Source organism: Mycobacterium sp. E1214 (assembly GCF_001666755.1).
In the GTDB taxonomy this organism is placed as follows: domain Bacteria; phylum Actinomycetota; class Actinomycetes; order Mycobacteriales; family Mycobacteriaceae; genus Mycobacterium.
The window spans coordinates 1-22,185 of sequence record NZ_LZJC01000026.1; the positions used below are offsets into that span (position 1 = coordinate 1).

A 22,185-nucleotide genomic window follows, 5' to 3' on the forward strand; every position below is an offset into this window, starting at 1 on the left:
GCCGCGCCGGGGCGAGCGCGTCCACCCGGAAGCCGTCGTAGAACCGCCAGCCGCGCAGCCGTTCGCGCACGGCCGCCAGCTCCGGCAGGGCTCGCGGGTTGGCGTATTCGGCCAGCACGCTGCGATACGACGGCAGGGACCGCGACAGCTCGTCGAAGCCGCGGCCCGAGTCCGCGCTGGTCTCGGCGAAGTTGCGGGTGCGGCGCACCAGGGTGGCGCTGGCCCGCGGCACCGGCCCGACGAACACCACCTCGCGTTTGATCGCGGGGTCGCGGTTGAACACCGACGGCTCCGTCGCCCCCGGCGGACCGGCCGACTGCGGCAGGCCCAGATCCACCAAATAACCGAAATCGTCGGCGGCGAAGCCCATTTCGAGCGAAACAGGGCGGGTGCGGGCGGTGCCCTCGACCTTGCCGGTGCGGTGCGCGCCGCTCAGCTGCTCGGGGCCGGCCCACAGCACGGATTGCAGGCCGCCCTCGCGGGCCAGCGAGGCGATGACCTCGCCGCGGCCGCAGTCGGCGAGCAGCCGCAGCGCCCGGTACAGCGAGGACTTGCCGGCACCGTTGGCCCCGGTGACCACCGAGAGTTGGCTCAGCGGCAGCACCACGTCGCGCAGCGAGCGGTACCCGCGGATCGCGACCGTCTGCAGCATGGAGCCGACTGTACGGTCGGCGACCGACTAGGCGTCCACGTCGGCGTCGGCGTCGTCGATGCCGGCGTCGAGCAGCTGCACTTCCTCCAGGTCCATTTCGTTCTGCAACTCGCGCAGCACGATGTCGTCGATCAGGTTCTGATTGCGCAGCGAGGTGATCTCGCGGCGCTTGTGTTCGAGCACGCCGAGGCGGACCTGGCGCACCTTCTCCCGGCCGACGACGAGCCGCTGGTTGGGGGAGCCGGCCTCGGTGGCCAGCACCAGCGCGGCTTTTTCCTCGTATTCTTTTTGCAGCCGGCGGCGCAGCTCCTCGCTGATGCCGACCTCGTCGGCGACCTCGGGGAAGGCGCGCAACGCGGCCTGGACGCCGCGGGCGCGGGCCAGGTGCAGCTCCTCGGCGTGGGCGACGTCTTGCGGCATCTGCGCCCAACGCACGATGGCGGGCAGCGTGCTGCCCTGCACCAGGACGGTCACCAGGATCACCACGGTGACGATGAAAATGACCAGGCTGCGGTCCGGGAACGGCGCGCCGCTCAGGGTGGTCGTCGGAATGGCCAGCGCGGCGGCCAGGGACACCGCGCCGCGGAAGCCCGCCCAGACGGTGACGAAGCGCTGGCGCCAGTCGATGCGGCGGGCGCGCTGCACCTCGCGCCGGTCGATCACCCGCAGGAGCACCGTCGTGATCTCACCCCAGAAGATCCGCGACACGATCACCACGCCGGTGACGGCCAGCGCGACGAACAGGGCGTGGCGGATACCCCCGTCGACGTGGTCGATCCCGCGCAGCGCGTTCGGGATCTGGACGCCGACGAACACCCACAGCGAGCCGTTGAGCAGGAACGTCGCGCTGTCCCAGAACGCCGAGGACTGCAGCCGGGACCGCGCCCGGATGACGACCGGCCCCGCGTAGGCGAGCACCAAGGCCGCCACCATGACCGCGACCACGCCGCTGCAGTCCAACGATTGCGCCAGCAGGAAGGCGGCGAACGGCGTCAGCAGGCTCAGCGCGCCTTCTTCCTGAGGCGCGTCGAGCCGTTTGCGCAGCAGCGTGACCGCCCCGCCGACCAGCAGGCCGGCGGCGACGCCCCCCAGATAGGAACCGATGAACCGCCCGACCAGGTCGATCGGGGTGATGGCGGCCCCGCCGATGGCGACGTGCACGGTGACGCCGAACAACACCAGGGCCGTGCCGTCGTTGATCAGACTCTCGGCCTTGAGGACGGTCAGTGACCGGCGCGGCAATTTCTTGGCCAGGCCCGCGACGGCGGCGGCGTCGGTGGGTGACAGGACGGCCCCCAGCACCGCCGCCGCGTGCGGTTCGACGCCCAACGCCCGCGCCGTCCACGACACGGCCACGGCGGTGGCGATCACCAGGGCGACGCTGAGGAACACGATGATGCGGGCGTTCGCGCGGATCTCCCGGAAACTGGTGTTCAGGCCCTCCCAGTACAAGATCGCCGGTAAGAACAGCAGCAGCACGATCTCACCGTTGATGTGGACGTGGGCGAATTGCGGGATCAGCCCTAGCAGCGCGCCGAGCGTGATGAGCAGAACCGGGGGGCCGACGCGGTAGCGCCGACCGATGACCGTCCCCAGGATGACGGTGGACACCAGCGCAACGATGAGGACGAGGCCGAACACCAGCCCATCCTGCCGGACTCGCCCGCTCAGCGCGCCGCGGGGGAGCGCACCCCGCCGGCGTCAGCCCACCGTCGACGGCTCCGGCGCGGCGGGATCCCGGGCGCCGCGCAACGGGATCAGCGGCATGGCGGCCAGCGGAAACAGCCCGCACAGCCCGAACGCCAGCGGATAACCGGCGGCCACGATGACCTCCGCGAACGCCGGCGGCGCGACGGCCACGACGAGGCGCTCGAACGCGTTCTGCGTGCCCAGGGCCCACCCCGACCAGAACGGCCCGGCGATCTCGGGGATGGTGGTGAAGGGCAGGCCATTGTCTCCCGTGACGGCCGCAGCGAGCACCATGGCCGGCACCGCGACGGGCCATCCCAGGTGGTCGGTGAGGGCCAGCACCAGCATGACCCCGGCGGTGACGACCGCGATCTTGCGCAGCGGCCGCATCCGCGATCCGATCCGGTCCGCCCACCGGCCCGCGGCGACGCGGGTCAACGCGCCGAGGCCCTGGGAGACCCCGACGAGCAGGCCGGCGCACGCCATCGACAGGCCGTGCTTGCCGGTGAACCAGACCAGCATGAAGGTCAGGACGACCGGTTGCGGCACCATCAGCAGCGTCGACGCGAAGTGGATGCGCCACAACGGTGTGCCGCGGTACAGCTCGGCGAGCTCGCCCATGTGGACGCCCGTCCGGTCGGGCCGCGGCGGGTCGCTCACGCCCACCGCGGCGGCCACGGCCGCCACGGCGCACAGGACCGCCGGGAACAGCAGGGCCACCGACAAATTCCGCTTGGCGAGTTCGGGAAGCACCAGCGCCCCCACAGCGATGCCCAGCGGTTGCGCGGTCTGGCGCACCCCCATCACCAGCGCGCGCTGGCGCACGGCGAACCAGCCGGTGACCAGCCGGCCGCTGGCCGGGACGCAGCTGGCCGCGGCCATGCCGCCGAGCACCAGGAACGTGCCCATGGCCAGCGGAGAGTCCATCGCCGCCGCGGCCACCCCGGCCGCGGCGGTAAGCCCCAGGCCCAGGGAGAGCACCACCCGTTCGCCGGCGCGGTCCAGCAGGAAGCCCCACGGAATCAGGGTGAACATCATGCCAACGCTGGGCATCGAGGCCAGTAGCGCCGCTTCGACGAGGCTCGCCCCGTGCTTGGACAGCGCGGGTATCAGGAATGCGACGCCGTTGATGAAGACATTGGCGCACAGCGTCGCCAGCTGCGAGACCGTCAGCATCGACCACCGCCTGGCCGCCGAGATCTCGTGTGTCGCGGTGTTCACCGCTGTTCGATTGCGACGCTTGCGCTTTGGCCCGTCGGTGCGGCGGGTTCCCCGAATATCATGAGAGCCGAACCGTTTTCGCGCACGACAAAGAAAGCATGAGCCGACCCCCAAAGTCCCGTGCCAGGAACGAAGTTGATGAAAGTGCCGGGGTAGTGGACTACCAAAATCGAACGCTGGGTGTATCCCGTTACACCCGACGGCGCGGTTCCGGCCTGAGTCGTCCTATACCCACCGCTTGGGGCGTTCACACGGTTCTTTGAACTCGTTGTGGGCGCGGTGGGGGTGCCGTCGCTCGGGGCGCGGCATCTAGGATCGAGTGGCTTGGTGCGCAGCGGGTAAGCCGCCAGGCGGCGGGCCGAAGAGAGGGGAGATCCGCAGTGAAGATCAGGCTGCTGGCAACAGTCGCCGTGCTTGTCTCGCTGTTCCTACCGGCCTGCCACTTCGGCTCCAGAAACCCGCCGTCCACCAAGACCCTGCAGGCTTCCATGAGTGACGTCCTGATGCAGGACGCCATCACCCAGAGCATCGCCCTGGCCGTCGGGAACACGCTGTACGTGAAGCTGGGCTCGAACTACACCACCCCGTACCGGTGGGCGCCGGACATGAAGATCGCCGACCCGAGCGTCCTGAAGCAGATCAGCCACGAATTCGTGCAGCCCAGCTCCGAGGCCCTCGGCGCGCCGGGCACCGAGGTGTGGGAGTTCGCAGCGCTCAAGCCCGGCTCGACGACCATTACCACGTCCTACACCAGCTTCGTGGGCAAGGACGCCAAGCCGGCATGCACGTACACGGCGAACGTGACGGTGCAGTAGACCGTCGCGGCTAGGCGACCGCGGCTTGGCGACGCCGGGCGTAGATCTCGGCGAGGAACTGCTCGACGGCCACGGCCGCGTGCGCCGCCCGGGCGGAACCGAAGATGTCGAAAGCGTGCTGGGTCAACGGCAATTCGGCGTAGGCGACGGGTTGGCGGCTGACCTGGCGCAGGCGGTCGACGAAGGTCCGTGCCTGCTCGACGTAGGCCAGGGAGTCGTTGGTGCCGTGCAGTACGAAGAACGGGGGAGCGTCTGGGGTGACGCGGTAGACCGGCGACGCGGCCTCGAAGGTCTTCTGGTGCGTGCTGGGCCGTTGCTTCATGATCGACTTGATCAGCAGGCCGGGCATCATGGGGTGCAGCGTCTTGTCGAACTTGGTGAAGTCGTAGATCCCGTAGAACGGCACGGCCGCCTGCACCCGGGTGTCGGCGTCTTCGAAGCCGGGCTGGAATTGCGGATCGTTGGGCGTCAGCGCGGCCAGCGACGACAGGTGCCCGCCGGCCGAGCCGCCGGTGATGGCAATGAAATCCGGGTCGCCGCCGTATTCGGCGATGTGCGCCTTGACCCACGCGAGGGCACGCTTGACGTCGACGATGTGGTCGGGCCAGGTGTTGCGGGGGCTGTGCCGGTAGTTGATCGCCACGCACACCCAGCCCAGCTCCGCGAGGTGGCTCATCAGCGGATGTGCTTGCCCCCGTTTGTTGCCCGTCGTCCACGCGCCGCCCGGGATCTGGAAGAGGACGGGCGCCTTCTCACCCCGGTCGAGGTCCGGGCGCCGCCAGATGTCCAGGTGGTTTGCCCTCCCGTATTCGCCGTAGCTGATGTCGGAGTCGTGGGCGTAGTCGCGGTAGATCCGCAGCATGCGCACCAGGCCCGGCGCCTTGGCGGTGCCGCCACCGGCCGGGCGGCGCCACAGGTCCGCGGAGTCGGTGCGCCGATTGGTGCCCAGCCCGTTGTTCAGCGCCTCGCGCAGCGGGACGTCGGCCTGGTGACCGGCACGGTTGAGGTTGAGCAGCCCGAGCGCCGAGGCGCCCGTCACCAGCCACGCCAGCATGCGGACCGGGCGGGTCAGGCGCCGGCCCGTCGCGGCCAGCCCGGCGAGCTGGACCGCCAGCGTCTGCAGCGGCAGTTCGGTGACGGCCAGGCCGAACATCCACGAGTACAACGAGGGAAACCCGCCGCGCGCCAGGGGCCGGTAGGCGTTGACGGTGGTCGCCGCCGTCACCGCGGTGACGGCGAGGGAGGCGAGTTGCCGGAGGTGGTGGCCGAGCCGAGCTGTCCGCATCCGCTCACCTTACGAGGAGGTGATCGCCGATCCGCTAGCGCCTGCACTAGCTGATTCCGTGCGCGCCTAGGGGTCCTCGGCGGGCGCTCTGTCCTGGGGATGTGTGACTTTCGAATCCGCTAGCGCCCGTGCTACCAATCCGCCGTGAACCACTACACGTATCGAGTCGGCTGGTCACCGGCGGACGACAAGTACGCCAGCACCTGCCTCGAGATGCCGTTTCTCAGCTGCGCGGCGCCGACCGCGCAGGAGGCGACGTTGGCGATCGAGGCGGCCGTCGACGAGCACGTCGAGGTGATGCGGGAAGGCGGCGAGACACCGCCGACGCCGATGGCCGACCGCAGCTACAGCGGCACCATCGTCATCCGGACCTCGGTCGAGCTGCACCGCCGCCTGGCAATCGAATCCGCCGAGCAGGGCGTGTCGATGAACCAATGGGTGGTGCAGCAGTTGTCGGGCCGTCGACTCAGCGACGGTCTCGGGCTGTCCGGCTTCGACTGGTAGGGCGGCTTGTGACGGCCTGGCCCGAGCTCTCAAGTTTCCGCAGTTAAGGGGGCCGTTCTCGGTCAACCACCTTCGGGGTCGGGCTAAAGATTTCGGTGTCGTGCCCTCACAAGCTAATGTTGTGTCACACGAGTCGATTGTGAGCCGTTGCCCATGCCGCTCAGCGCCCGGATGCCCGATATCGCCTCCCTCGAGGCGTTCTTGGCGATCGCCGAGACCGGCAGCCTAGGCCGCGCCGCCCGAGAGCTTGGCCTGACGCAGCAAGCGGTGTCGCGGCGACTCGCCGCGATGGAGGCCCAGGTCGGGGTGACGCTGGCGGTCCGCACGACGCGCGGCTCTCAGCTCACGCCCGCCGGCCTGATCGTCGCGGATTGGGCGGCACGGCTCCTCGAGGTCGCGAAAGAGATTGACGCGGGCATGGATTCGTTGCGGAAGGAGGGCCGCGAGCGGCTGCGGGTCGCCGCCAGCCAAACGACCTCCGAGCAGCTCATGCCGCACTGGTTGCTGTCGTTGCAGGCCGAGGCGACGCGGCGCAGCGTCAGCGTCCCGCGGGTCATCCTGACCGCGACCAACAGCGAGCACGTGATCGCCGCGGTGCGCGACGGCAGCGCCGATCTGGGATTCATCGAAAGTCCGGGTACGCCACAGGGTTTAGGGTGTTGCGTGGTCGCCGAGGACGAGTTGGTGATCGTGGTGCCGCCGGGCCACAAGTGGGCGCGGCGATCCCGGCCCGTGACGGCGCGCGAGCTTGCGCAGACGCCGTTGGTGGCCCGTGAACCCCATTCAGGCATCCGCGATTCGCTGACGGCGGCGCTGCGGGTGGCGTTGGACGACGACATGCAACAGGCTTCGCCCGTCTTGGAGCTGACGTCGGCCGCCGCGATGCGGGCCGCGGTGCTCGCCGGCGCGGGGCCCGCGGCCATGAGCCAGCTGGCGGTGGCCGACGACTTGGCGGTCGGCCGGCTGCGCGCCATCACCATTCCCGGGTTGGACCTGCGGCGCAACTTTCGCGCCATCTGGGTCGGCGGGCGCACCCCGCCCGCCGGGGCGATCCGCGACTTCCTCGCCCACATCCTCAGCGGCGCACCGCGATAGCTCAGGCCGCGGCGTCGGCGGCGCGGGCCTCGTCGTAGCGGTCCAGCACCGTCTCGGCCACCAGACGATGCGCGCCCAGGGGCGCCGCCATCGGGATGTCGTGCTCGCGCGCATAGGCCGACACCCCGTCGGTGATGCGTCCCGGCGCCAGGAACCACGGCGCGATGACGAGGCGGCGCGCGCCGCGGCCGCGCAGCTGGTGGGCGATCCGCGTCACCGACGCCTCGGGCCGGGTGGCGAACGCCGTGCCGGCGCCCGCCCAGCGGGTGCCCGCGGCCAGCCGGCACGCCACCTGGGCGGTGCGGGCGTTGGCCGCGGCGTTCGACGACCCGATGGCGACGACCAGCACGCCCAGGTCCTCGTCGTCGGGCGACGCCCCGATCTCCGCGAGGCGTTCCCGCAGCACCGACACCAGCCGGGCGTCCTCGGCGAGCACCCCGGCCTGGCGGATGCCGTGCGCGCCGGCGCGGGCGATCTGCTCGGGAATGTCGCGACGGGCGTGGTACGCGCTGGCCAGCAGGAGCGGGGCGACGACCGCCTGGCGGGGGTCGTGCAGGCCGGCGAGGGCGTCGGCGAAGCTCGGCGCGCTGAGTTCCAGGAACGCCAGCCGCACGTCGAGGCCGGGACGCATGCTGGTGAGTCGGTCCGCCACGGCGGCGGCGTTGGCGGCCGAGCGGGGGTCGCGGCTGCCGTGGGCGGTGAGGATCAGGGTGCTCATGAGGCGTGCAGCCCACATTCGGTCTTGGCGCGTCCCTGCCAACGTCCACTGCGGGGATCCGCGCCTTCGGCCGGCTTGGCGGTGCACGGCGCGCAGCCGATCGACGGGTAGCCCTCGTCGACCAGCGGGTTGACCAGCACGCCGTTGGCCTGGATGTACGCGTCGACGTCCTCGTCGGTCCAGGCCGCGATCGGGTTGACCTTGATGATGCCGAAGGATTCGTCGTAGCTGATCTGCGCCGCGTTGGCGCGCGTGGGCGCCTCGACCCGGCGCAGGCCGGTGATCCAGGCGGCGTAGCCGCGCAGCGCGCGGCGCAGCGGGAGGACCTTACGCAGGCGGCAGCATTCGTTGGGGTCGCGGGCGAACAGGTCCTTGCCGAGCAGATTGTCCTGCTCCGCGACGCTGCGCTCGGGGGCGATGTTGAGCAGGTGGATGTCGTAGACGGAGTCGACCGCGTCGCGGGTGCCGAGGGTCTCGGCGAAGTGGTAGCCGGTGTCGAGGAACACCACCGGCACGCCGGGCCGGACGCTGGACGCCAGCGACACCGTCACCGCGTCCTGCATGGTGCTGGTCACCACCCACTTGCAAGTGGCCCAGCCGCGGGGCCCGCCGATGCCGCCGAAGTGCTCGTCGGTCCAGCGCAGGATGTCGACGGCGCTGCGACCCTCCATCTCGGCGGCGCCGCGCGACGCGATCTCGCGCAGCTGTTCCTCGGTGAAGTGGGTGAGCCCCCGGCTCATCAAGTCATCCCCTAGCGCAAGTCGTCCTCGGCGGCGCGCAGGGCCCAAGCGGCGAACCGCTCACCGTCGTCGCGCTGGTCGAGGAATTTGCGGGTGACGCGGTCGATGTAGTCGCCGAGCTCGTCGCTGGTCACCTTGTGCTGTCGCAGTTTTCGGCCGAAGCCGCTCGCCTCGCCCAGGCCGCCGCCGAGGTGCACCTGGAACCCCTCGACCGAATTGCCCTCGCCGTCGTCGATCCACTGGCCCTTGAAGCCGATGTCGGCCACCTGGATTCGGGCGCACGAGTTCGGGCACCCGTTGAGGTGCACGGCGATCGGCACGTCGAGCTTGGCGTTGACGTCGGACAGGCGCTGTTCCAACTCGGGCACCAACGACTGTGCGCGAACCCGGGTTTCGGCGAAGGACAGCTTGCAGAATTCGATGCCGGTGCAGGCCATCAGGTTCCTGCGCCACGACGACGGCCGCGACGGCAGGCCCAGCGCGTCGAGGCCGGCGACGAGTTCGTCGACCTTGTCGTCCGGGACGTCGAGGATGACCAGCTTCTGGTACGGGGTAAAGCGGGCCCGGTCCGAGCCGGCCTGCTCCATCAGGTCGGCCACCGCGGACAGGATGGTGCCGGTCACCCGTCCGGCGACCGCGGCCACCCCAACGGCGTTGCGGCCGTTCTTGATTCGTTGCACCCCGACGTGGTCGATGGGCTGCTTGAGGGGCTCGGGGGCCGGGCCGTCGATCAGCCGGCGGTTGAGGTATTCGGTCTCCAGGACGTCGCGGAATTTCTCGACGCCCCAGTCCTTGACCAGGAACTTGATCCGGGCCTTGGCGCGCATCCGCCGATATCCGTAGTCGCGGAACAGCGCGGTGACCGCCTCCCACACGTCGGGCACCTCGTCGAGCGGGACCCACGCGCCCAGGCGCTGCGCCAGCATCGGGTTGGTGGACAGACCGCCGCCGACCCACAGGTCCATGCCGGGGCCGTGTTCGGGGTGGTGCACGCCGACGAAGGCGACGTCGTGGGTCTCGTGCGAGACGTCCTGCAGGCCCGAGATCGACGTCTTGAATTTGCGCGGCAGGTTGGCGTATTCGGGGTTGTTTAGCGCGCGGTGCAGGATCTCGTCGATCGCGGGTGAGGGGTCGAGCACCTCCTCCAGCGAGTCACCGGCCAGCGGCGAGCCGTGAATGCCGCGCGGGCAGTCGCCGCAGGCCTCGGTGGTCTGCAGGCCGACCGATTCGAGGCGGCGCCAGATCTCGGGCACGTCCTCGATGCGAATCCAGTGATACTGCAGGTTTTCGCGGTCGCTGATGTCGGCGGTGTCGCGGGCAAATTCGGTGGAGACCTGGCCGAGCGTGCGGATGGCTTGCGCCGACAGGGCTTTGCCGTCGGTGCGCACCCGCATCATGAAGTGCTTGGCCTCGATTTTCTCGATGTTCTCGTCGCCGGTCCAGCTGCCGTCGTAGCCCTGCTCGCGCTGGGTGTAGAGGCCCATCCAGCGGAACCGGCCGCGCAGGTCGGTGGGCGCGATGCTGTCGAAGCCCTCGTTGGCGTAGACGTTGACGATGCGGTCGCGCACGTTCAGTGGGGCGTCGTCGTTCTTGAATTTCTCGGCGTCGTTGAGGGGTTCGCGATCGCCCAGCGCCCACTGGCCCTCGACGCGGGTCTTGGCGGGGCGTGCTGTGGTCATGGTGATGTACTCCTGGCGCCGGGCTGTCGTGGGGCTGGGCGCCACCCGTCGATGGTGCGCGTACCCGTGTGTACGTCGCTGGACCCACGGGTCACGCCTCCCATGCTGCCGTGCGGACCGGGATGCCAGTAGAGGTCACCTGTTGTGAGGACACAACCTCGTGTTGTGAGTTGTGGGCGTCGGAGTCACAGGCGTCACGTGCGCCCCTGTCTTGGGGTGCATCCGAAGTGCCCGCCTCAGAGCGACAACGGGGCGCTGTGGAGATTTGTCGCTGCGAGGCGGGCACTTCGCTACCCGTCAGGGCAGGGCCCAGACCCCCATGGAATGGCGCAGGCCCCTCACGAATCCTGCAACAGCCGCAGCGGATGCAGGCCGTCGACCGCGCCGACGAACGGCGGGTGAATGCTGTAGCCGATCATGCGGCGAATGTCTTCGGAGACCGCGCGGGCGATCTCGCGCGAAATCGACAGCGTGTAGGCCTCCATCGGCCGCAGCCACGGCTGGCAGTACTGGGCGGTGATGGCCAGGCGCGCGCGATCGGTCGTGTTGGCGCCACCGCCGTGCCACAGGGTGCCGACGAAGAACACGCACGAGCCGGCGGGCATCACGACCGGCAGCGACGGGTCGTCGGGCCCGGGTGGGCGCCGGCCCCACCGGTGGCTCCCCGGGTACAGCACGGTGGAACCGTTGTTCGCGGTGAAGTCGTCGATGGACCAAATGGTGGCGGCGGCCAACGGGTCTCGCGGCCGCGGGATCGGGTAGAAGCCGTCGTCATGGTGGGGCAGCTGCGCGGACTCACCCGGCTGAATGTTGATGGCTTGCAACGCCGATAACAGATAGTTGGGCATCAGCAGCCGGTCGAGCACCGCGAGCACTCGGGGGTGGTCAGCCAGCCGGTCGCAGACCCGGGTCCGGCTGAGCACGCTGTAAATGCGTTGGGTGCGACGGCCTTCGAAGGCGTTGCGCCCGGTGTGGCCCAGCCACGGCCCGACGACGTCGCGGATCTGCGCGCACTCGTCCGGGCTGAGCAGGTTCTCCCACACGACGTAGCCGTCGCGGTCGAGGGCGGCCATGTCGGCGTCGACGATCGCGGGGTCGACCGACGCGCCGCCGGTCGTGGTCCACTTGTGCCGGCCCGCCAGGTCGGTCTTGAGGTCGTCGAGGGTGGTGACGGGCTCGTCGATGCTCATACACGAGACCATGGACCCCATTTGACCGGTGGTCAAGTGGCCGTTCCGGCCGCGGCCTTGGCCGTGTCGGCCGGCCGCAGCAGTCGCCCGCTCACCAGCGCCGCAAGCCAGCCGGGCATGAGTTTTCCGCCGGTGGCCAGCAGCCGGAAACGCAACCCGGGGACGACGACCGCGCGGCCGCGGTCCAGGCCGCGCAACCCGGCGGCGACGACCGGTTCGGGCGCGGCGAGGTGCCGGTAGATGGCGGTGTGGGAGACGTCGGCGTCGAGCGCGTCGACGAATCCGGTGCGCGTCGGCCCCGGGCACAGGGCGGTGACGGTGACGCCGGTGCCGCGGGTCTCGGCCCACAGCGCCTGGCTGAGGGACAGCACGAACGCCTTCGAGGCGCCGTAAGTGGCTTGGTACGTGCCGGGTTGAAAGGCGATGGTGGAGGCCACATTAACGATGCGACCGCGACCGCGGGCAAGCATGCGGGGCAGCACCGCGTGGGTGAGGCGGACCAGAGCGTCGACGTTGACCGCGACGAGTTCGTGCTCGCGCCGGGCGTCGACGTCGGCGAATGGGCCGTAGGTGCCGAATCCCGCGTTGTTGACCAGCACGTCGACCGCGCGGCCGTCGAGGCGCGCGATCAGGCCCTCGACGCCCGCGTCGGTGCCGAGGTCACCGACGACGAGCTCGATCTCGGTGTTGGCTGTGATGCGTTGCCTGACCTGCTGCAACCGCGCCTCGTCACGCCCGGCCAGGATGAGCGAGTGGCCGCGCCGGGCCAGTTGTTCGGCGAAGATCGCGCCCAGGCCCGAGCTGGCTCCGGTGACGACTGCCCAGTTGGCGTTCATAGCTTCTCCTCGAATGCTTTTGGTCAACGGCTGTCAACGGGCTTTATGGCAGCGTGGGATGGAGACGGCGTGGCTGACCAGGCCGATTCCGGCGCCGAGGATGGGCCAGATGGGCCAGAAGTAGGTGGCATCGGTGGTGAGGGCGACGGCGGCCCACACGGTGAGCACGATGACGACCATGGCGAGGTACGCGGCGAGGTGGGCGCGCACGCCGCGGCGGGCGGCGGCGATGCGGGCGGCGCGGCGACGAGGATCGTGACGCCGAATGCGGTCCAGCGGCAGGTCGCCCAGGAGCTGGCGCAGCTCGTGGGCGGTGTGGGTCTGATAGATCGCCTGCAGCCGTTGGTCGTAGTCGTCGAGTTGCAGGTAGCCCTGCGCGAGGGCTTGGCCCAGCAGATCGGCGGTCCTCTCGCGGTCGCGGTTGCCGGCGAGCGTGGCGGTGGTGTCCAGCTGGGTGGTCATGGTGCCCTCCCTCGGGTGTTCGATGTGAATGGCTTTAACATAGTCCGTAATGTTAATGTCGTCAACATGGCAGTGCAGAAAGCCCGCACGACGTACCACCACGGTGACCTGAAGAACGCGCTGACCAGCGCCGCCCTGTCGCTGGTTGCCGAGAAGGGGCCCAAGGGGTTCACGCTGACCGAGGCCGCGCGCCGCGCCGGGGTCAGCGCCGCGGCGCCGTACCGGCACTTCGCCGACAAGGCGTCGCTGTTGGCAGCCGTCGCTGAGCAGGGGTTCGTCGAGTTGCACGCCGACCTGGCCGAGGCCGCCGCGCGCGTGACCGATCCCACGGAGCGGGTGGCCGAGCTCGGCCGGGTCTACGTGCGCTGGGCCGTCGCCCATCCCGACCACTACCAGGTCATGTTCGGCGTCGAGTCGCTCAAGTCCGAAGAGCCGACCGTCGCGGCGGCGGGCGAGCGGGCGTTCGGCGAGCTGCTTGGGGCGATCACGGCGTGCCAACAGGCGGGCATCGCCGCGGGTTCCGACCCGCTCGAACTCGCCGCGCCGCTGTGGTCACTGGTGCACGGCATCGCGTCGCTGGCCATCGGCGGGCAGTTGCGGGAGGTGGGGGTTGAGCGGGCGCCGGAGGAGTTGGTCGACGGCGTTGTGGCGCAATTGTTTTGAGTGGTCTTTCGGTCGGAGCGGATGCCGCTCGCTTCCGGCGTGAAGGTTACCGGCAACCTGCCGAGGCCGTCATGCTCGGGCTGCCAAGGCATTGATCGACATTTCCACATCGACTTCGTAGTCGGGAAGGCGGTCGAGGACGGCCTTGACCATCACGCCGGAAAACAGCCGGGCCAGGTGCGAGCCGATGCAGCGGTGCGGGCCCAGTCCGAAGGCGACGTGGCGGTTGGGGGCGCGATCGAGGATGATCGCGTCCGGCCGGTCGAACTCGTTTTGTCGTGGTTGGCCGACAGCCAGCTGATGACGACCTTATCGTTCTTGCGGAGGCGTTGCCCGGCGAGGACGACGTCGTGAGTGACTGTGCGGCTGAAGTTGGTTGACCGAGAAGTAGCGCAGGGCGTGCGACACGTTGGCGGCCTCATTTTCTAAATTTGTTGGCCCGCCGAGACTCTGGCATCCCCGCCGCATAGAGCGTGGTGACCCGCAGGGGCGGCACATTCGTCGGAGCCGGCGCGCGTGGGACAAGGTGATCAGGGTTGGTGGTGCGGGTAACGGAGCATCTGCGTCGTTCATCGAGTGCCGCCAGGCTGAAGGCATTGCACGTCCCTGCGACACGGTCTCCCGTCGGCACTAGAAGGAGGTGCCAGCGCGGCTGCCACTGCGCCAAGCCGCCCGATTCGAACAGCGCAGCTTGCATCAGCGCGGGACGATGATTCCAGCGCAGCATTGAGAGGCCACTGCCCTCTAACGTGACCACCCCGTCGTCGTCCAGTGATGCGGTGACTGGAATGACGGACCCGGGTTCTCGGACCGATAGTTTGTGTTGGATCCAGTGGGCCCAATGGCCGGGTCCATACAAATGGCAATGCTGGTCGGTGCCCTTCAGGCTCCACCAGATTTCGGACATGGAGACTCCTAGATGCCGAGCCTCCCCCGCGGAGGCGCTCTTGTCTGCACCGGTTGGTCCAGACCGCTTCGTCATCCGAGCCACCCACGAGCGTGGGGTTGGCGTGCCGCCGAGTCGGAGCTTGCCGACGGCATCTCGTGAAGCAATCCCAAATTTACCTCGGTCCACCGACAGGCATGGATACGTTCCTCATTGGGCTGAGCCAGCTCGTTGGGGCATGGCCGCAGGGCCGCCCCCAGCGCGGCCGTAGTTGCTACCCCCGTCGGGGGTAACGGGTTCGTACCCCCGACGGGGGTGAATGTTCGCACCCCCGACGGGGGTGAGGTGGTCGGACCCCCGACGGGGGTATGGACAATCCGACGTCCATAAGCCGGCACTGCAACTTCCACGGCTGCGGCTTCACTGCTCGGCATTGCTGCGGGAATGGGCGCTTTGCCGTCCGCGACCCGCCTTAGTCGTCGGTGAAGTCTTTCGGCTTGCGCGTCGATCCTCGTTGAACCATCGGTCATATGCGGGTTGAAGTTCGTCGGCCCTAACAAGGATTCCGTCGCTGACCGCCCGCAGGACTTGGCGTTTCAGTCTCTCGTCATTCCGATTTGTCGTGATGGCGAAGTCCGCCGCCTGCAGGCCCGCGGACTCGAAGTTCTCGGGGGAGGTGCGCTGCTGAAACCGTTCGATTACCTGGGTGAGCAGTTCTTCGAGGTTGTCGTCGCCGAGACAATCGGGGTTTTGTCGGACGAAGTCGACCACTGGGTCCACTGAGCGGAGCGCCTTGACCAGCGCTGCGCGGCTTTCGTGCATCAACAGGTGGACGTCGCTCAGGTACGAGTCGAGATCTGACCGCGGGGCGAGGTCGTCCAGGCCGAATTCCAGCACTTTCGCAATAGCGAGGGCCTCCCCCAGCCGGGGCTCTCGTTGTCCGGCCTCGATCCGGGTGATTGCCGACGTATCAAGCGAAACGTTGGCTTCGTGTTGCAGGCGGTCAGACAGCTGCTGTTGCGTCAGCCCTGCCCGTAACCGGGATGCCTTCGCCCGTTCGGCAAAAGCTATGCCTCGTTCATTACCTGATAATCGGTGACCACGCCTCTGCATCGCTGCAGCATACACTGTGCGGTTGCAGGGCATGGCAGGTGCATGATACTGTGATTTCACAGCTCATGCTGCAATACTGCAGCGAAGAGCTGCCGGTCCGGCGGTCTCCGACTTGTCGGTGGGTCGCTCTAAAATCGAGTTGCTTCATGAGACGCCGTCGCCAAGCTCCGACTGGATGGCGCGCCAACCCCACGCTCGTGGGTGGCTCGGGTGACGAAGCGGCCGACACCGATCGGTGCCGGCAAGAGCGCCTCCCGAGGGAGGCCCGAAAGCAGGGAGGTCTCATGACGACTTATAGCGAGATCATCGGTGGCACCCGCCCGTGGCAGGGCGTGTTGGACACCTCAGTTATGGCGGACGACCTAGTCAGCACCGGTCACCGGCTAGCCGACGCCGCGAAAGCCGGCGACTGGCCCCAGGTGATGAAAGTGCTGGACCGCGAATGGAACTGGCTGGTCATCAACCAGTGGCGGCCGGGCGGCATGGCGTGGTTCACCGCCCTGCATCAGGCCGCCTGGCACGGCGCACCAACTCGGGTCGTCGCAGAGCTGCTCGACCGGGGATCGCTACGGTCACTGCGGGATTCGAAAGGACGTACGCCGTTCGACGTCGCGGTCGAGCGCGACCGGTCGCCCGCCCTTCTGGAATTGGTGCGTCCGCCGCGCTCACCGCTGACGACCGAGCAGATCCGGGCGCTGGACGCACGACTCGCCGAGCTGATCGACGGGCGCATCCAGGGGCGGGTTTTCGACGGTGACCTGCGTGCTGCGCTGCGCTATCCGCCTGTCGAGATCCTGCACGAGCTGCCCGGTCAGCGGGTGTGTGTGCCGCTGCCCGGCAAGTACATGTTCCACATCGAGTTGCAACGCGGCGCGCTGGAGGTCAAGAGCTGGTGCGGCTTCGTGGAAGGGTCCGGCCAAGCTCATCTGGTCACGCCCGAGGGCTCGGTCTTGGTCGACCACGGATTCGTCTGATCGGCGAAGCTGCGTGAGCCGCCATAGCGCTGAGCGTGCGTGGCCGGTGGATGGCTGCCGCCGCCACTACGCGTGGTGCATAAGTACTTCAATTTTTTTCAACTCGACTCTGCGCGCATGCGCAACGAAGGAGAACGCCATGACTTTGACTGCTGCACAACGTGATCGGTCCTGCGGTACGCTGCTCGGTTCCGCCGCCGGCGATGCACTAGGTGCCGGCTACGAGTTCGGACTGCCCCTGGAGGTCGACGTCCCCGTCGACATGATCGGCGGGGGACTCGGACCGTTCAAGCCGGGCGAGTGGACCGACGATACGTCGATGGCCATCGCGATCGCCGAGTTCGCCGCCACCGGGGCGGACCTGCGTGACGAGAACGCGCAAGACTACATTGTGGAGCGCTGGGAATTTTGGGCGAGGACCGCCAAAGACGTTGGTAACCAGACTCGTTCGGTCCTGTCGACTGCCGGTCGGCGGGGGATCTCCGCTCGAACCGCGCGCGAAGAGTCGGCGGCGCTGCACCAGCGGACCGGCCACACCGCCGGCAACGGCTCGCTGATGCGAACCGCGCCGGTGGCACTCGCGTACCTTGACGACGAGGTCGCGCTCGCGGAAGCCGCGCGTGCGGTCAGTGAGTTGACGCACTACGACCCCGACGCCGGTGATGCCTGCGTGCTGTGGTGCGCCGCCATCCGGCATGCCGTCCTAACCGGCGAGCTCGACGCACGGGTCGGCATGGGCCACATTCCCGTTGAGCGTCGTCAGTTGTGGGCGTCTCGGTTGGACGATGCCGAGGCATCTCAGCCGTCGGCTTTTTCCGCCAAGAATGGGTGGGTGGTCGCCGCTTTGCAGGCCGCGTGGTCGGCGATCGTCAATACGCCTGTGCCGGTAGAAGATGCGGAATCGGAGGTGTTTCCTGCCGACCACCTGCGGCTGGCGCTGGAGGCGGCGGTGCGGGGGGGCCACGACACCGACACCGTCGCAGCCATCGCGGGCGCCCTGCTCGGTGCCGCCTACGGCGCATCCGCGGTGCCCTCGCGCTGGCGGTCGATGCTGCAGGGTTGGCCCGGCTTGACCGCTCGCGGGCTGGTCCACCTCGCCGACAAGATTATCGACAAGGGTCGGGCCGACACGTTCGACTACACGTATAGCGGTTTCCCGGCAGCGCGCAAACCTGTCCAGCACCCGTACGACGAGAAGGTTTGGATCGGAGGCGTGGCCGCTCTGCAGAATTTGCCCCAGGGAGTGGACGCGATCGTTTCGCTCTGCCGGGTCAAGGATGAGCACCTGCCTGCCGGCATCCAGCAGCTCGATGTCCGCCTGATCGATTGTGAGGGCGAGAACGACCATGTCGAGTTCGTGCTGCTTGACACCGTGCGGGCGATAGAGCGACTGCGTGCCGAGGGCCGGACGGTGTTCGTCCATTGCGTCCAGGCATACAGCCGCACGCCCACCATTGCCGCGCTCTACGGAGCCCGCAAACAGGGCGTCGGCACTGATCAGGCGTTGGACGACGTTGTGGCGGTATTGCCGGGCGCGAATCCAAATGCTGAATTCCGTGCCACGCTACGGCGACTCGACCCCCGACGCGGCGGTGTGTCATGAGTAGCTGTCATGCGGCGCTTTCCACTGGCTTGGGTTCGGGGAGGAACAGCCTATGACGCGGCCAGGCGAAGGTGGAAAGTTGCGGCCTTCAAGGCAATTAAGTGCGACCACCGGCCCGGGCGCATATTGGAATGCTCTGTTCCCGTCCAAGCTGTTGACGCCATGGGTCGACTTCAAGCGCAGCTCGACTGGCTTTAACATCGCACGCAGGCTCTGGGACCAGCGTGAATACCTACGCCGCACGTACGAAAGCGTCTTCGGCATCGACCCGGAGGGCTGGCCGTCCCAGCACCCTGGTGTCGTCTTGGACGAGGTGTTGTGGATAGCGCACGCGGCATGCCTGCGCTGCTGGTGGTTCGATGCGCGAGGGCACTATATGAAGAGACCAGAGGAAATGAGACAAGCCCTTCACTTGGCACGCCGCCACGAAACGTCCGACGGGGAATTTCGTGGCGATGAGAGCTGACATTCCTGGACCCGCGTGGGCTGCTGATCACCGCCAAATGCAGCCAAAGCACAGGACAAAGACGCTAACGTTGCCGGACCACAGTTATTCAAACCGCCACGTTGGACGTTTCGGGCCCAGCCCGTCAGCGTCGCGTGGACTTCATCTGTCGCGATAAGGAGCTGAATTTTGACGCGGCAACGGCTCATTACGCCATCGAAGATCACCGCGTGGCTCGATTGCCCGCACTATCTGACGTTGCGCAACAAAGTTGATGACGGCGAGCTCATGGAGCCGGATCAGGTGTTCGGGTCTTTCGCTCAGCTGCTGCTACGCAAAGGTGAAGCCCATGAGCAGGCTTGCCTTGACGAGTATAGGAGCCAGGGAAAGTCGGTCTTCGAAGTTCCGCCCAGGCACCAGAGGGAAAGCTTCGCCGACTGGGTTGCTCGGGTGGGAAACCCGCTCGCTAATGGCTGGGACGTCGTCTACCAAATGCCGTTCGTGCACGACGGTGTGCGCGGTATTGCCGATTTTGTCGAACGATTGGTGGATCCCGAAACGGGCGACGTCTCTTACGAGCCGGTCGACGCAAAGCTAACCCGGGTCGACGCCAAACCAGGGCATGTTCTACAGCTGTGCTTCTATGCCGATGCACTCGAGGCGCTCACTGGTGTGGATCCCGAACGGATCCACATTTTACTGGGATCAGGACGTCGGGAGACATTACGAATCAACGAGTTTCGTCCGTACTGGCGACGCTTGCGAAAGCAACTTTCTGCGGCCATCGATGCCGGACCGGGTGCTTCGACTGTCCCTGAGCCGTGCCCGCACTGTGAGTTCTGCGAGTTCTTTTCGGTCTGCGATGACCAGTGGCGCGACGAAGATTCGCTGATCTACATTCCGGGCATTCGTGGTCCTGAGCGAGAAGTGCTCGGCGATGGCGGTGTGACCACGCTCGCACAGCTTGGAGAATTGCACGGCGACTTTGCGGGCATCGGACCGGAACGACTGAAGTGGTTGGTGACTCAAGCGGCACTGCAAGTGGCGGCGCAACTGAACGGTGATGCGCCTCCGCCCTTTTCGATGATTCTGCCGGGCGAAGATGCCCAGCGCGGACACGGGTTCGAGCTGTTACCCGAACCCGACCCGGCCGACATCTTCCTTGACTTCGAGGGCCACCCGTTTTGGCGGGCCGATAGGGGATTGTTCTTCCTGTTCGGACTTATCGAACGCGATGGAGACGACGAATGGCGATACCAGTCGTGGTGGGCGCATAGCCCAGAACAGGAAGCGCAGGCGGTCACTAGTCTGATCGGCTACCTCGCGGCGCGACGCGAACAGTATCCCACGATGCACGTCTACCACTACAACCACACAGAGCGTTCTGCCCTGGAAGCATTGGCCGCAGCCCACGGTGTCGCAGAGGCGGAATTGAGCCGCCTGGTGCAGACTGGGTTGTTCGTCGACCTGTTGGCGGTAACGCGCAACTCCATTCAAGTGGGCACCGAGTCCTACAGCTTGAAGTGCGTTGAGCGGCTGACCGATTTCCAGCGCAGTCACGTCATTGACAAAGGTGCCGGCGCCGTCGTGCAGTACGAGGAATTCATGGCTGACGGCGACGACACGAAACTGAACGCCATCGCCACCTACAACGAAGATGACGTGCGCGCCACCAAGGCATTTCGTGATTGGCTGATCGAGCACCGTCCACCGGAATTACCCTGGCGGGAAGCCCAATTCGAGACCAGCCAGGTGCTCCTCGACATCGACGAGCAAGTGGCCGCCTGCCACGCGTTCGACAATGGTAGCCTCGAATATCTTCTCGGTGACCTACTCGGCTTCTGGACCCGCGAATGGTTAGCCTACATAGCGCCGAAATTAGCTCAATGCCAACAGGACAGCTCTGAGCTGCTTGACGAGCGGGACGCCATCACTGGGCTCCAACCCGTCGGGTTGCGTCCCCGATCCGGGAAGGCGGGTAAGGAGCTAAAGGTGCCGGCCATGCGCTTCACTTTTCCGCCGCAATCGCTCGACGGCTTCCCGCACGGCGATGAGGAAGTGCTGTACCTCCTGCCCGATGGTAAGTGGACTACTGCAGACATCGATCAACTGGATCGTGACGCGTGTGAGCTGGATCTGAAGTGGAACGAGCAGAAGCAAGACGCAGGTCATTTCCCGTCCACCGTCGTTGTGCACAGCTGGGTGCGGACCGACGACAAGCGAAAAGCCCTGTCGAACTTCGCTTCAGGGCTGTTGGAGGGCAAGCCAGCTAACCGGGTGACCGAAGCGCTGCTGGGGCGCGAATTACCTCAGTTTCGCGATGGCGGCGGTCGGCGGGCAGGGCTCTTCGCCGACGACATCGATGAGATGGTCAAGTGGGCAACGCTGTTGGACCGCAGTTATGTTGCAGTGCAGGGGCCGCCGGGGACCGGGAAGACGTACCGTGCCGCGCACATGGTTCACGCGTTGGTGGTGGCTGGCCAGCGGGTTGGAGTTACAGCGTTCAGTCATCGAGCCATCGAGAACCTGCTTCGCAAGGTCGTGGAAGTCTTCGAGGAGAAGGGAGACCTCGGAAATCTTTGCGCTGTACGTAAACCCCCCGTCGGTTCGACGCAAAAGCTGGACGGCATCAAGAATGGTGACACTTCGGTCTGCGCTCGGAGCGACTACAACCTTGTCGGCGGGACAACGTGGTTGTTTTCGAGCGAGAAGATGCGGGATACGCCGGTCGACGTGCTGTTGATCGACGAGGCCGGCCAGCTCGCCCTAGCCGATGCAGTGGCGGCTTCGACCTCGGCGCGCAATCTGATCCTGCTCGGCGACCCGCTGCAATTGCCGCACGTGATGCAGGCGCTGCACCCGGGCGGAGGAGGTCGTAGCGTGCTCGAACATGTTCTCGGCGAGGAAGTGACGCTGCCCAACGACCGCGGAGTCTTCCTCGCCGAGACCCGCCGCATGCATCCCGACATATGCGGATTCGTTTCCGCGGAGATCTACGAGGGGCGACTGGGCTATCACAAGAACTGCGCACGGCAGACAACTGTCTCGGGAACTGGGTTGCGATGGTTGCGGGCCGATCACGAAGGCAACAGCACTTCTTCGGCCGAAGAGGCGCAGATGATTGCCGATGAGATTGGAAGACTCATCGGTACGCCGTGGACCGGCTTCGACGGTGATGAAAAGCCTTTGACTGTTCATGATTTCATGGTGGTCGCGCCCTACAACGACCAGGTTCGCGTCATCAGGCAACGCCTCGACAGTGATCCGCGTACCGCCAGTGTGCCAGTCGGAACCGTCGACAAGTTCCAGGGTGGGGAGGCGGCGGTCGTCTTCTTCAGCATGGCTACGTCGAGCGGTGCAGACATGGTCCGCGGCGCAGACTTCCTATTCTCGCGCAATCGGCTCAACGTGGCGATCAGCCGGGCGCGGTGCCTGGCGTACTTGGTGTGTACGGAGGAGTTGCTAAACGCTCGCGCCCGGTCGGTGGAGGAGATGCGGTTGATAGCCACCCTGGACGCGTTTGTGGAATGGGCGCCGGTTCCCGTCGAAAATTAACCAGAAGCTAAGTATCTCGGTATACCGGTATCTCGTTTCGTCGTTCCGTTCCGCACGACG

General features: G+C 67.2%; 19 protein-coding genes, 1 pseudogene and 2 riboswitches. Of the genes and pseudogenes, 7 read left to right on the forward strand and 13 right to left on the reverse strand.

All coding sequences use genetic code 11. The features are described from left to right. From A5700_RS03250 to A5700_RS03260, 3 genes are all read right to left on the reverse strand, one after another. The coding region (locus A5700_RS03250) for an AAA family ATPase (RefSeq protein WP_156671056.1) at nt 1-652 on the reverse strand (652 nt) is incomplete at its 3' end. Nucleotides 653-679: 27 nt separating this feature from the next. Next, nucleotides 680-2,293, reverse strand: a complete 1,614-nt coding sequence (locus A5700_RS03255) for a Na+/H+ antiporter (protein ID WP_068066735.1) — start codon at nt 2,291-2,293, stop codon at nt 680-682. A gap of 60 nt (nt 2,294-2,353) precedes the next feature. Further along, on the reverse strand, nt 2,354-3,562 hold the full coding sequence (locus tag A5700_RS03260; RefSeq protein ID WP_369828211.1) for an MFS transporter: 1,209 nt from the start codon (nt 3,560-3,562) through the stop codon (nt 2,354-2,356). A gap of 380 nt (nt 3,563-3,942) precedes the next feature. Here A5700_RS03260 and A5700_RS03265 point away from each other — a divergent pair, with 380 nt between their 5' ends. Further along, on the forward strand, nt 3,943-4,377 hold the full coding sequence (locus A5700_RS03265; protein WP_068066739.1) for a protease inhibitor I42 family protein: 435 nt from the start codon (nt 3,943-3,945) through the stop codon (nt 4,375-4,377). 10 nt (nt 4,378-4,387) lie between these two features. Here the strand turns inward: A5700_RS03265 and A5700_RS03270 are convergent, their stop codons facing one another. Further along, nucleotides 4,388-5,662 carry an alpha/beta hydrolase gene (locus A5700_RS03270; protein WP_068066742.1) on the reverse strand — a complete coding sequence of 425 codons (1,275 nt, stop codon included), beginning with the start codon at nt 5,660-5,662 and terminating at the stop codon, nt 4,388-4,390. Between the two features lie 144 nt (nt 5,663-5,806). Between A5700_RS03270 and A5700_RS03275 the strand changes: the two genes are divergently transcribed. Together A5700_RS03275 and A5700_RS03280 are read left to right on the forward strand one after the other, a co-directional pair. Beyond that, nucleotides 5,807-6,166, forward strand: coding sequence for a type II toxin-antitoxin system HicB family antitoxin (locus tag A5700_RS03275; RefSeq protein ID WP_068066744.1), 360 nt, complete (start codon nt 5,807-5,809; stop codon nt 6,164-6,166). Between the two features lie 153 nt (nt 6,167-6,319). Then, nucleotides 6,320-7,261, forward strand: a complete 942-nt coding sequence (locus A5700_RS03280) for a LysR family transcriptional regulator (protein WP_068066746.1) — start codon at nt 6,320-6,322, stop codon at nt 7,259-7,261. 1 nt (nt 7,262) lies between these two features. On the opposite strand, the gene A5700_RS03285 is transcribed toward A5700_RS03280, so the two are convergent. From A5700_RS03285 to A5700_RS03310, 6 genes are all read right to left on the reverse strand, one after another. Beyond that, on the reverse strand, nt 7,263-7,979 hold the full coding sequence (locus A5700_RS03285) for a sirohydrochlorin chelatase (protein WP_068066749.1): 717 nt from the start codon (nt 7,977-7,979) through the stop codon (nt 7,263-7,265). After that, entirely contained in the window at nt 7,976-8,719 is a 744-nt protein-coding gene (locus A5700_RS03290; RefSeq protein ID WP_068066752.1) for a phosphoadenylyl-sulfate reductase, read from the reverse strand. The genes A5700_RS03285 and A5700_RS03290 overlap by 4 nt, the downstream gene beginning before the upstream one ends. 11 nt (nt 8,720-8,730) lie before the next feature. Then, nucleotides 8,731-10,398 carry a nitrite/sulfite reductase gene (locus tag A5700_RS03295; protein WP_068066840.1) on the reverse strand — a complete coding sequence of 556 codons (1,668 nt, stop codon included), beginning with the start codon at nt 10,396-10,398 and terminating at the stop codon, nt 8,731-8,733. A gap of 338 nt (nt 10,399-10,736) precedes the next feature. Beyond that, the gene (locus A5700_RS03300) at nt 10,737-11,588 is read right to left on the reverse strand and encodes a phytanoyl-CoA dioxygenase family protein (protein ID WP_068066755.1); all 852 of its coding nucleotides are present in this window, start codon (nt 11,586-11,588) and stop codon (nt 10,737-10,739) included. A gap of 32 nt (nt 11,589-11,620) precedes the next feature. Continuing rightward, nucleotides 11,621-12,424 (reverse strand): SDR family oxidoreductase, encoded by an 804-nt coding sequence (locus A5700_RS03305; RefSeq protein WP_068066758.1) that lies wholly within the window; start codon nt 12,422-12,424, stop codon nt 11,621-11,623. Nucleotides 12,425-12,457: 33 nt separating this feature from the next. After that, nucleotides 12,458-12,886, reverse strand: coding sequence for a DUF1707 domain-containing protein (locus tag A5700_RS03310; protein WP_068066761.1), 429 nt, complete (start codon nt 12,884-12,886; stop codon nt 12,458-12,460). A 66-nt stretch (nt 12,887-12,952) separates the two neighbouring features. Between A5700_RS03310 and A5700_RS03315 the strand changes: the two genes are divergently transcribed. After that, nucleotides 12,953-13,549: a TetR/AcrR family transcriptional regulator gene (locus A5700_RS03315; RefSeq protein ID WP_068066764.1), complete on the forward strand. Its 597-nt coding sequence runs from the start codon at nt 12,953-12,955 to the stop codon at nt 13,547-13,549. 26 nt (nt 13,550-13,575) lie between these two features. Here A5700_RS03315 and A5700_RS24975 read toward each other — a convergent pair. The 3 genes and pseudogenes from A5700_RS24975 to A5700_RS03325 form a co-directional block, all read right to left on the reverse strand. Further along, a pseudogene (locus A5700_RS24975) lies at nt 13,576-13,945 on the reverse strand (cytochrome P450); the annotation flags it as partial. Between the two features lie 22 nt (nt 13,946-13,967). Beyond that, the gene (locus A5700_RS25885; protein ID WP_156671057.1) at nt 13,968-14,456 is read right to left on the reverse strand and encodes a hypothetical protein; all 489 of its coding nucleotides are present in this window, start codon (nt 14,454-14,456) and stop codon (nt 13,968-13,970) included. A gap of 31 nt (nt 14,457-14,487) precedes the next feature. Beyond that, a riboswitch (SAM riboswitch) is annotated at nt 14,488-14,599 on the reverse strand. 256 nt (nt 14,600-14,855) lie between these two features. Beyond that, nucleotides 14,856-15,548, reverse strand: coding sequence for a helix-turn-helix transcriptional regulator (locus A5700_RS03325; RefSeq protein ID WP_197502746.1), 693 nt, complete (start codon nt 15,546-15,548; stop codon nt 14,856-14,858). A gap of 142 nt (nt 15,549-15,690) precedes the next feature. Continuing rightward, a riboswitch (SAM riboswitch) is annotated at nt 15,691-15,802 on the forward strand. 30 nt (nt 15,803-15,832) lie between these two features. Between A5700_RS03325 and A5700_RS03330 the strand changes: the two genes are divergently transcribed. From A5700_RS03330 to A5700_RS03340, 3 genes are all read left to right on the forward strand, one after another. Continuing rightward, nucleotides 15,833-16,522, forward strand: a complete 690-nt coding sequence (locus A5700_RS03330; protein ID WP_068066777.1) for an ankyrin repeat domain-containing protein — start codon at nt 15,833-15,835, stop codon at nt 16,520-16,522. Between the two features lie 139 nt (nt 16,523-16,661). After that, nucleotides 16,662-18,125: an ADP-ribosylglycohydrolase family protein gene (locus A5700_RS03335; protein ID WP_068066780.1), complete on the forward strand. Its 1,464-nt coding sequence runs from the start codon at nt 16,662-16,664 to the stop codon at nt 18,123-18,125. Between the two features lie 634 nt (nt 18,126-18,759). Beyond that, complete coding sequence (locus A5700_RS03340; RefSeq protein WP_231973709.1) at nt 18,760-22,125, forward strand: TM0106 family RecB-like putative nuclease; 3,366 nt, start codon at nt 18,760-18,762, stop codon at nt 22,123-22,125. The last annotated feature ends 60 nt before the right edge of the window (nt 22,126-22,185 follow it).

Coding starts and splice junctions, on each gene's coding strand:
- A5700_RS03335 (WP_068066780.1), top strand. CDS start 16,662: ATGACTTTGACTGCTGCACAACGTGATCGGTCCTGCGGTACGCTGCTC.
- A5700_RS03310 (WP_068066761.1), bottom strand. CDS start 12,886: ATGACCACCCAGCTGGACACCACCGCCACGCTCGCCGGCAACCGCGAC.
- A5700_RS03305 (WP_068066758.1), bottom strand. CDS start 12,424: ATGAACGCCAACTGGGCAGTCGTCACCGGAGCCAGCTCGGGCCTGGGC.
- A5700_RS03330 (WP_068066777.1), top strand. CDS start 15,833: ATGACGACTTATAGCGAGATCATCGGTGGCACCCGCCCGTGGCAGGGC.
- A5700_RS03325 (WP_197502746.1), bottom strand. CDS start 15,548: ATGCAGAGGCGTGGTCACCGATTATCAGGTAATGAACGAGGCATAGCT.
- A5700_RS03315 (WP_068066764.1), top strand. CDS start 12,953: ATGGCAGTGCAGAAAGCCCGCACGACGTACCACCACGGTGACCTGAAG.
- A5700_RS03290 (WP_068066752.1), bottom strand. CDS start 8,719: ATGAGCCGGGGGCTCACCCACTTCACCGAGGAACAGCTGCGCGAGATC.
- A5700_RS03300 (WP_068066755.1), bottom strand. CDS start 11,588: ATGAGCATCGACGAGCCCGTCACCACCCTCGACGACCTCAAGACCGAC.
- A5700_RS03295 (WP_068066840.1), bottom strand. CDS start 10,398: ATGACCACAGCACGCCCCGCCAAGACCCGCGTCGAGGGCCAGTGGGCG.
- A5700_RS03280 (WP_068066746.1), top strand. CDS start 6,320: ATGCCGCTCAGCGCCCGGATGCCCGATATCGCCTCCCTCGAGGCGTTC.
- A5700_RS03285 (WP_068066749.1), bottom strand. CDS start 7,979: ATGAGCACCCTGATCCTCACCGCCCACGGCAGCCGCGACCCCCGCTCG.
- A5700_RS03270 (WP_068066742.1), bottom strand. CDS start 5,662: ATGCGGACAGCTCGGCTCGGCCACCACCTCCGGCAACTCGCCTCCCTC.
- A5700_RS25885 (WP_156671057.1), bottom strand. CDS start 14,456: ATGTCCGAAATCTGGTGGAGCCTGAAGGGCACCGACCAGCATTGCCAT.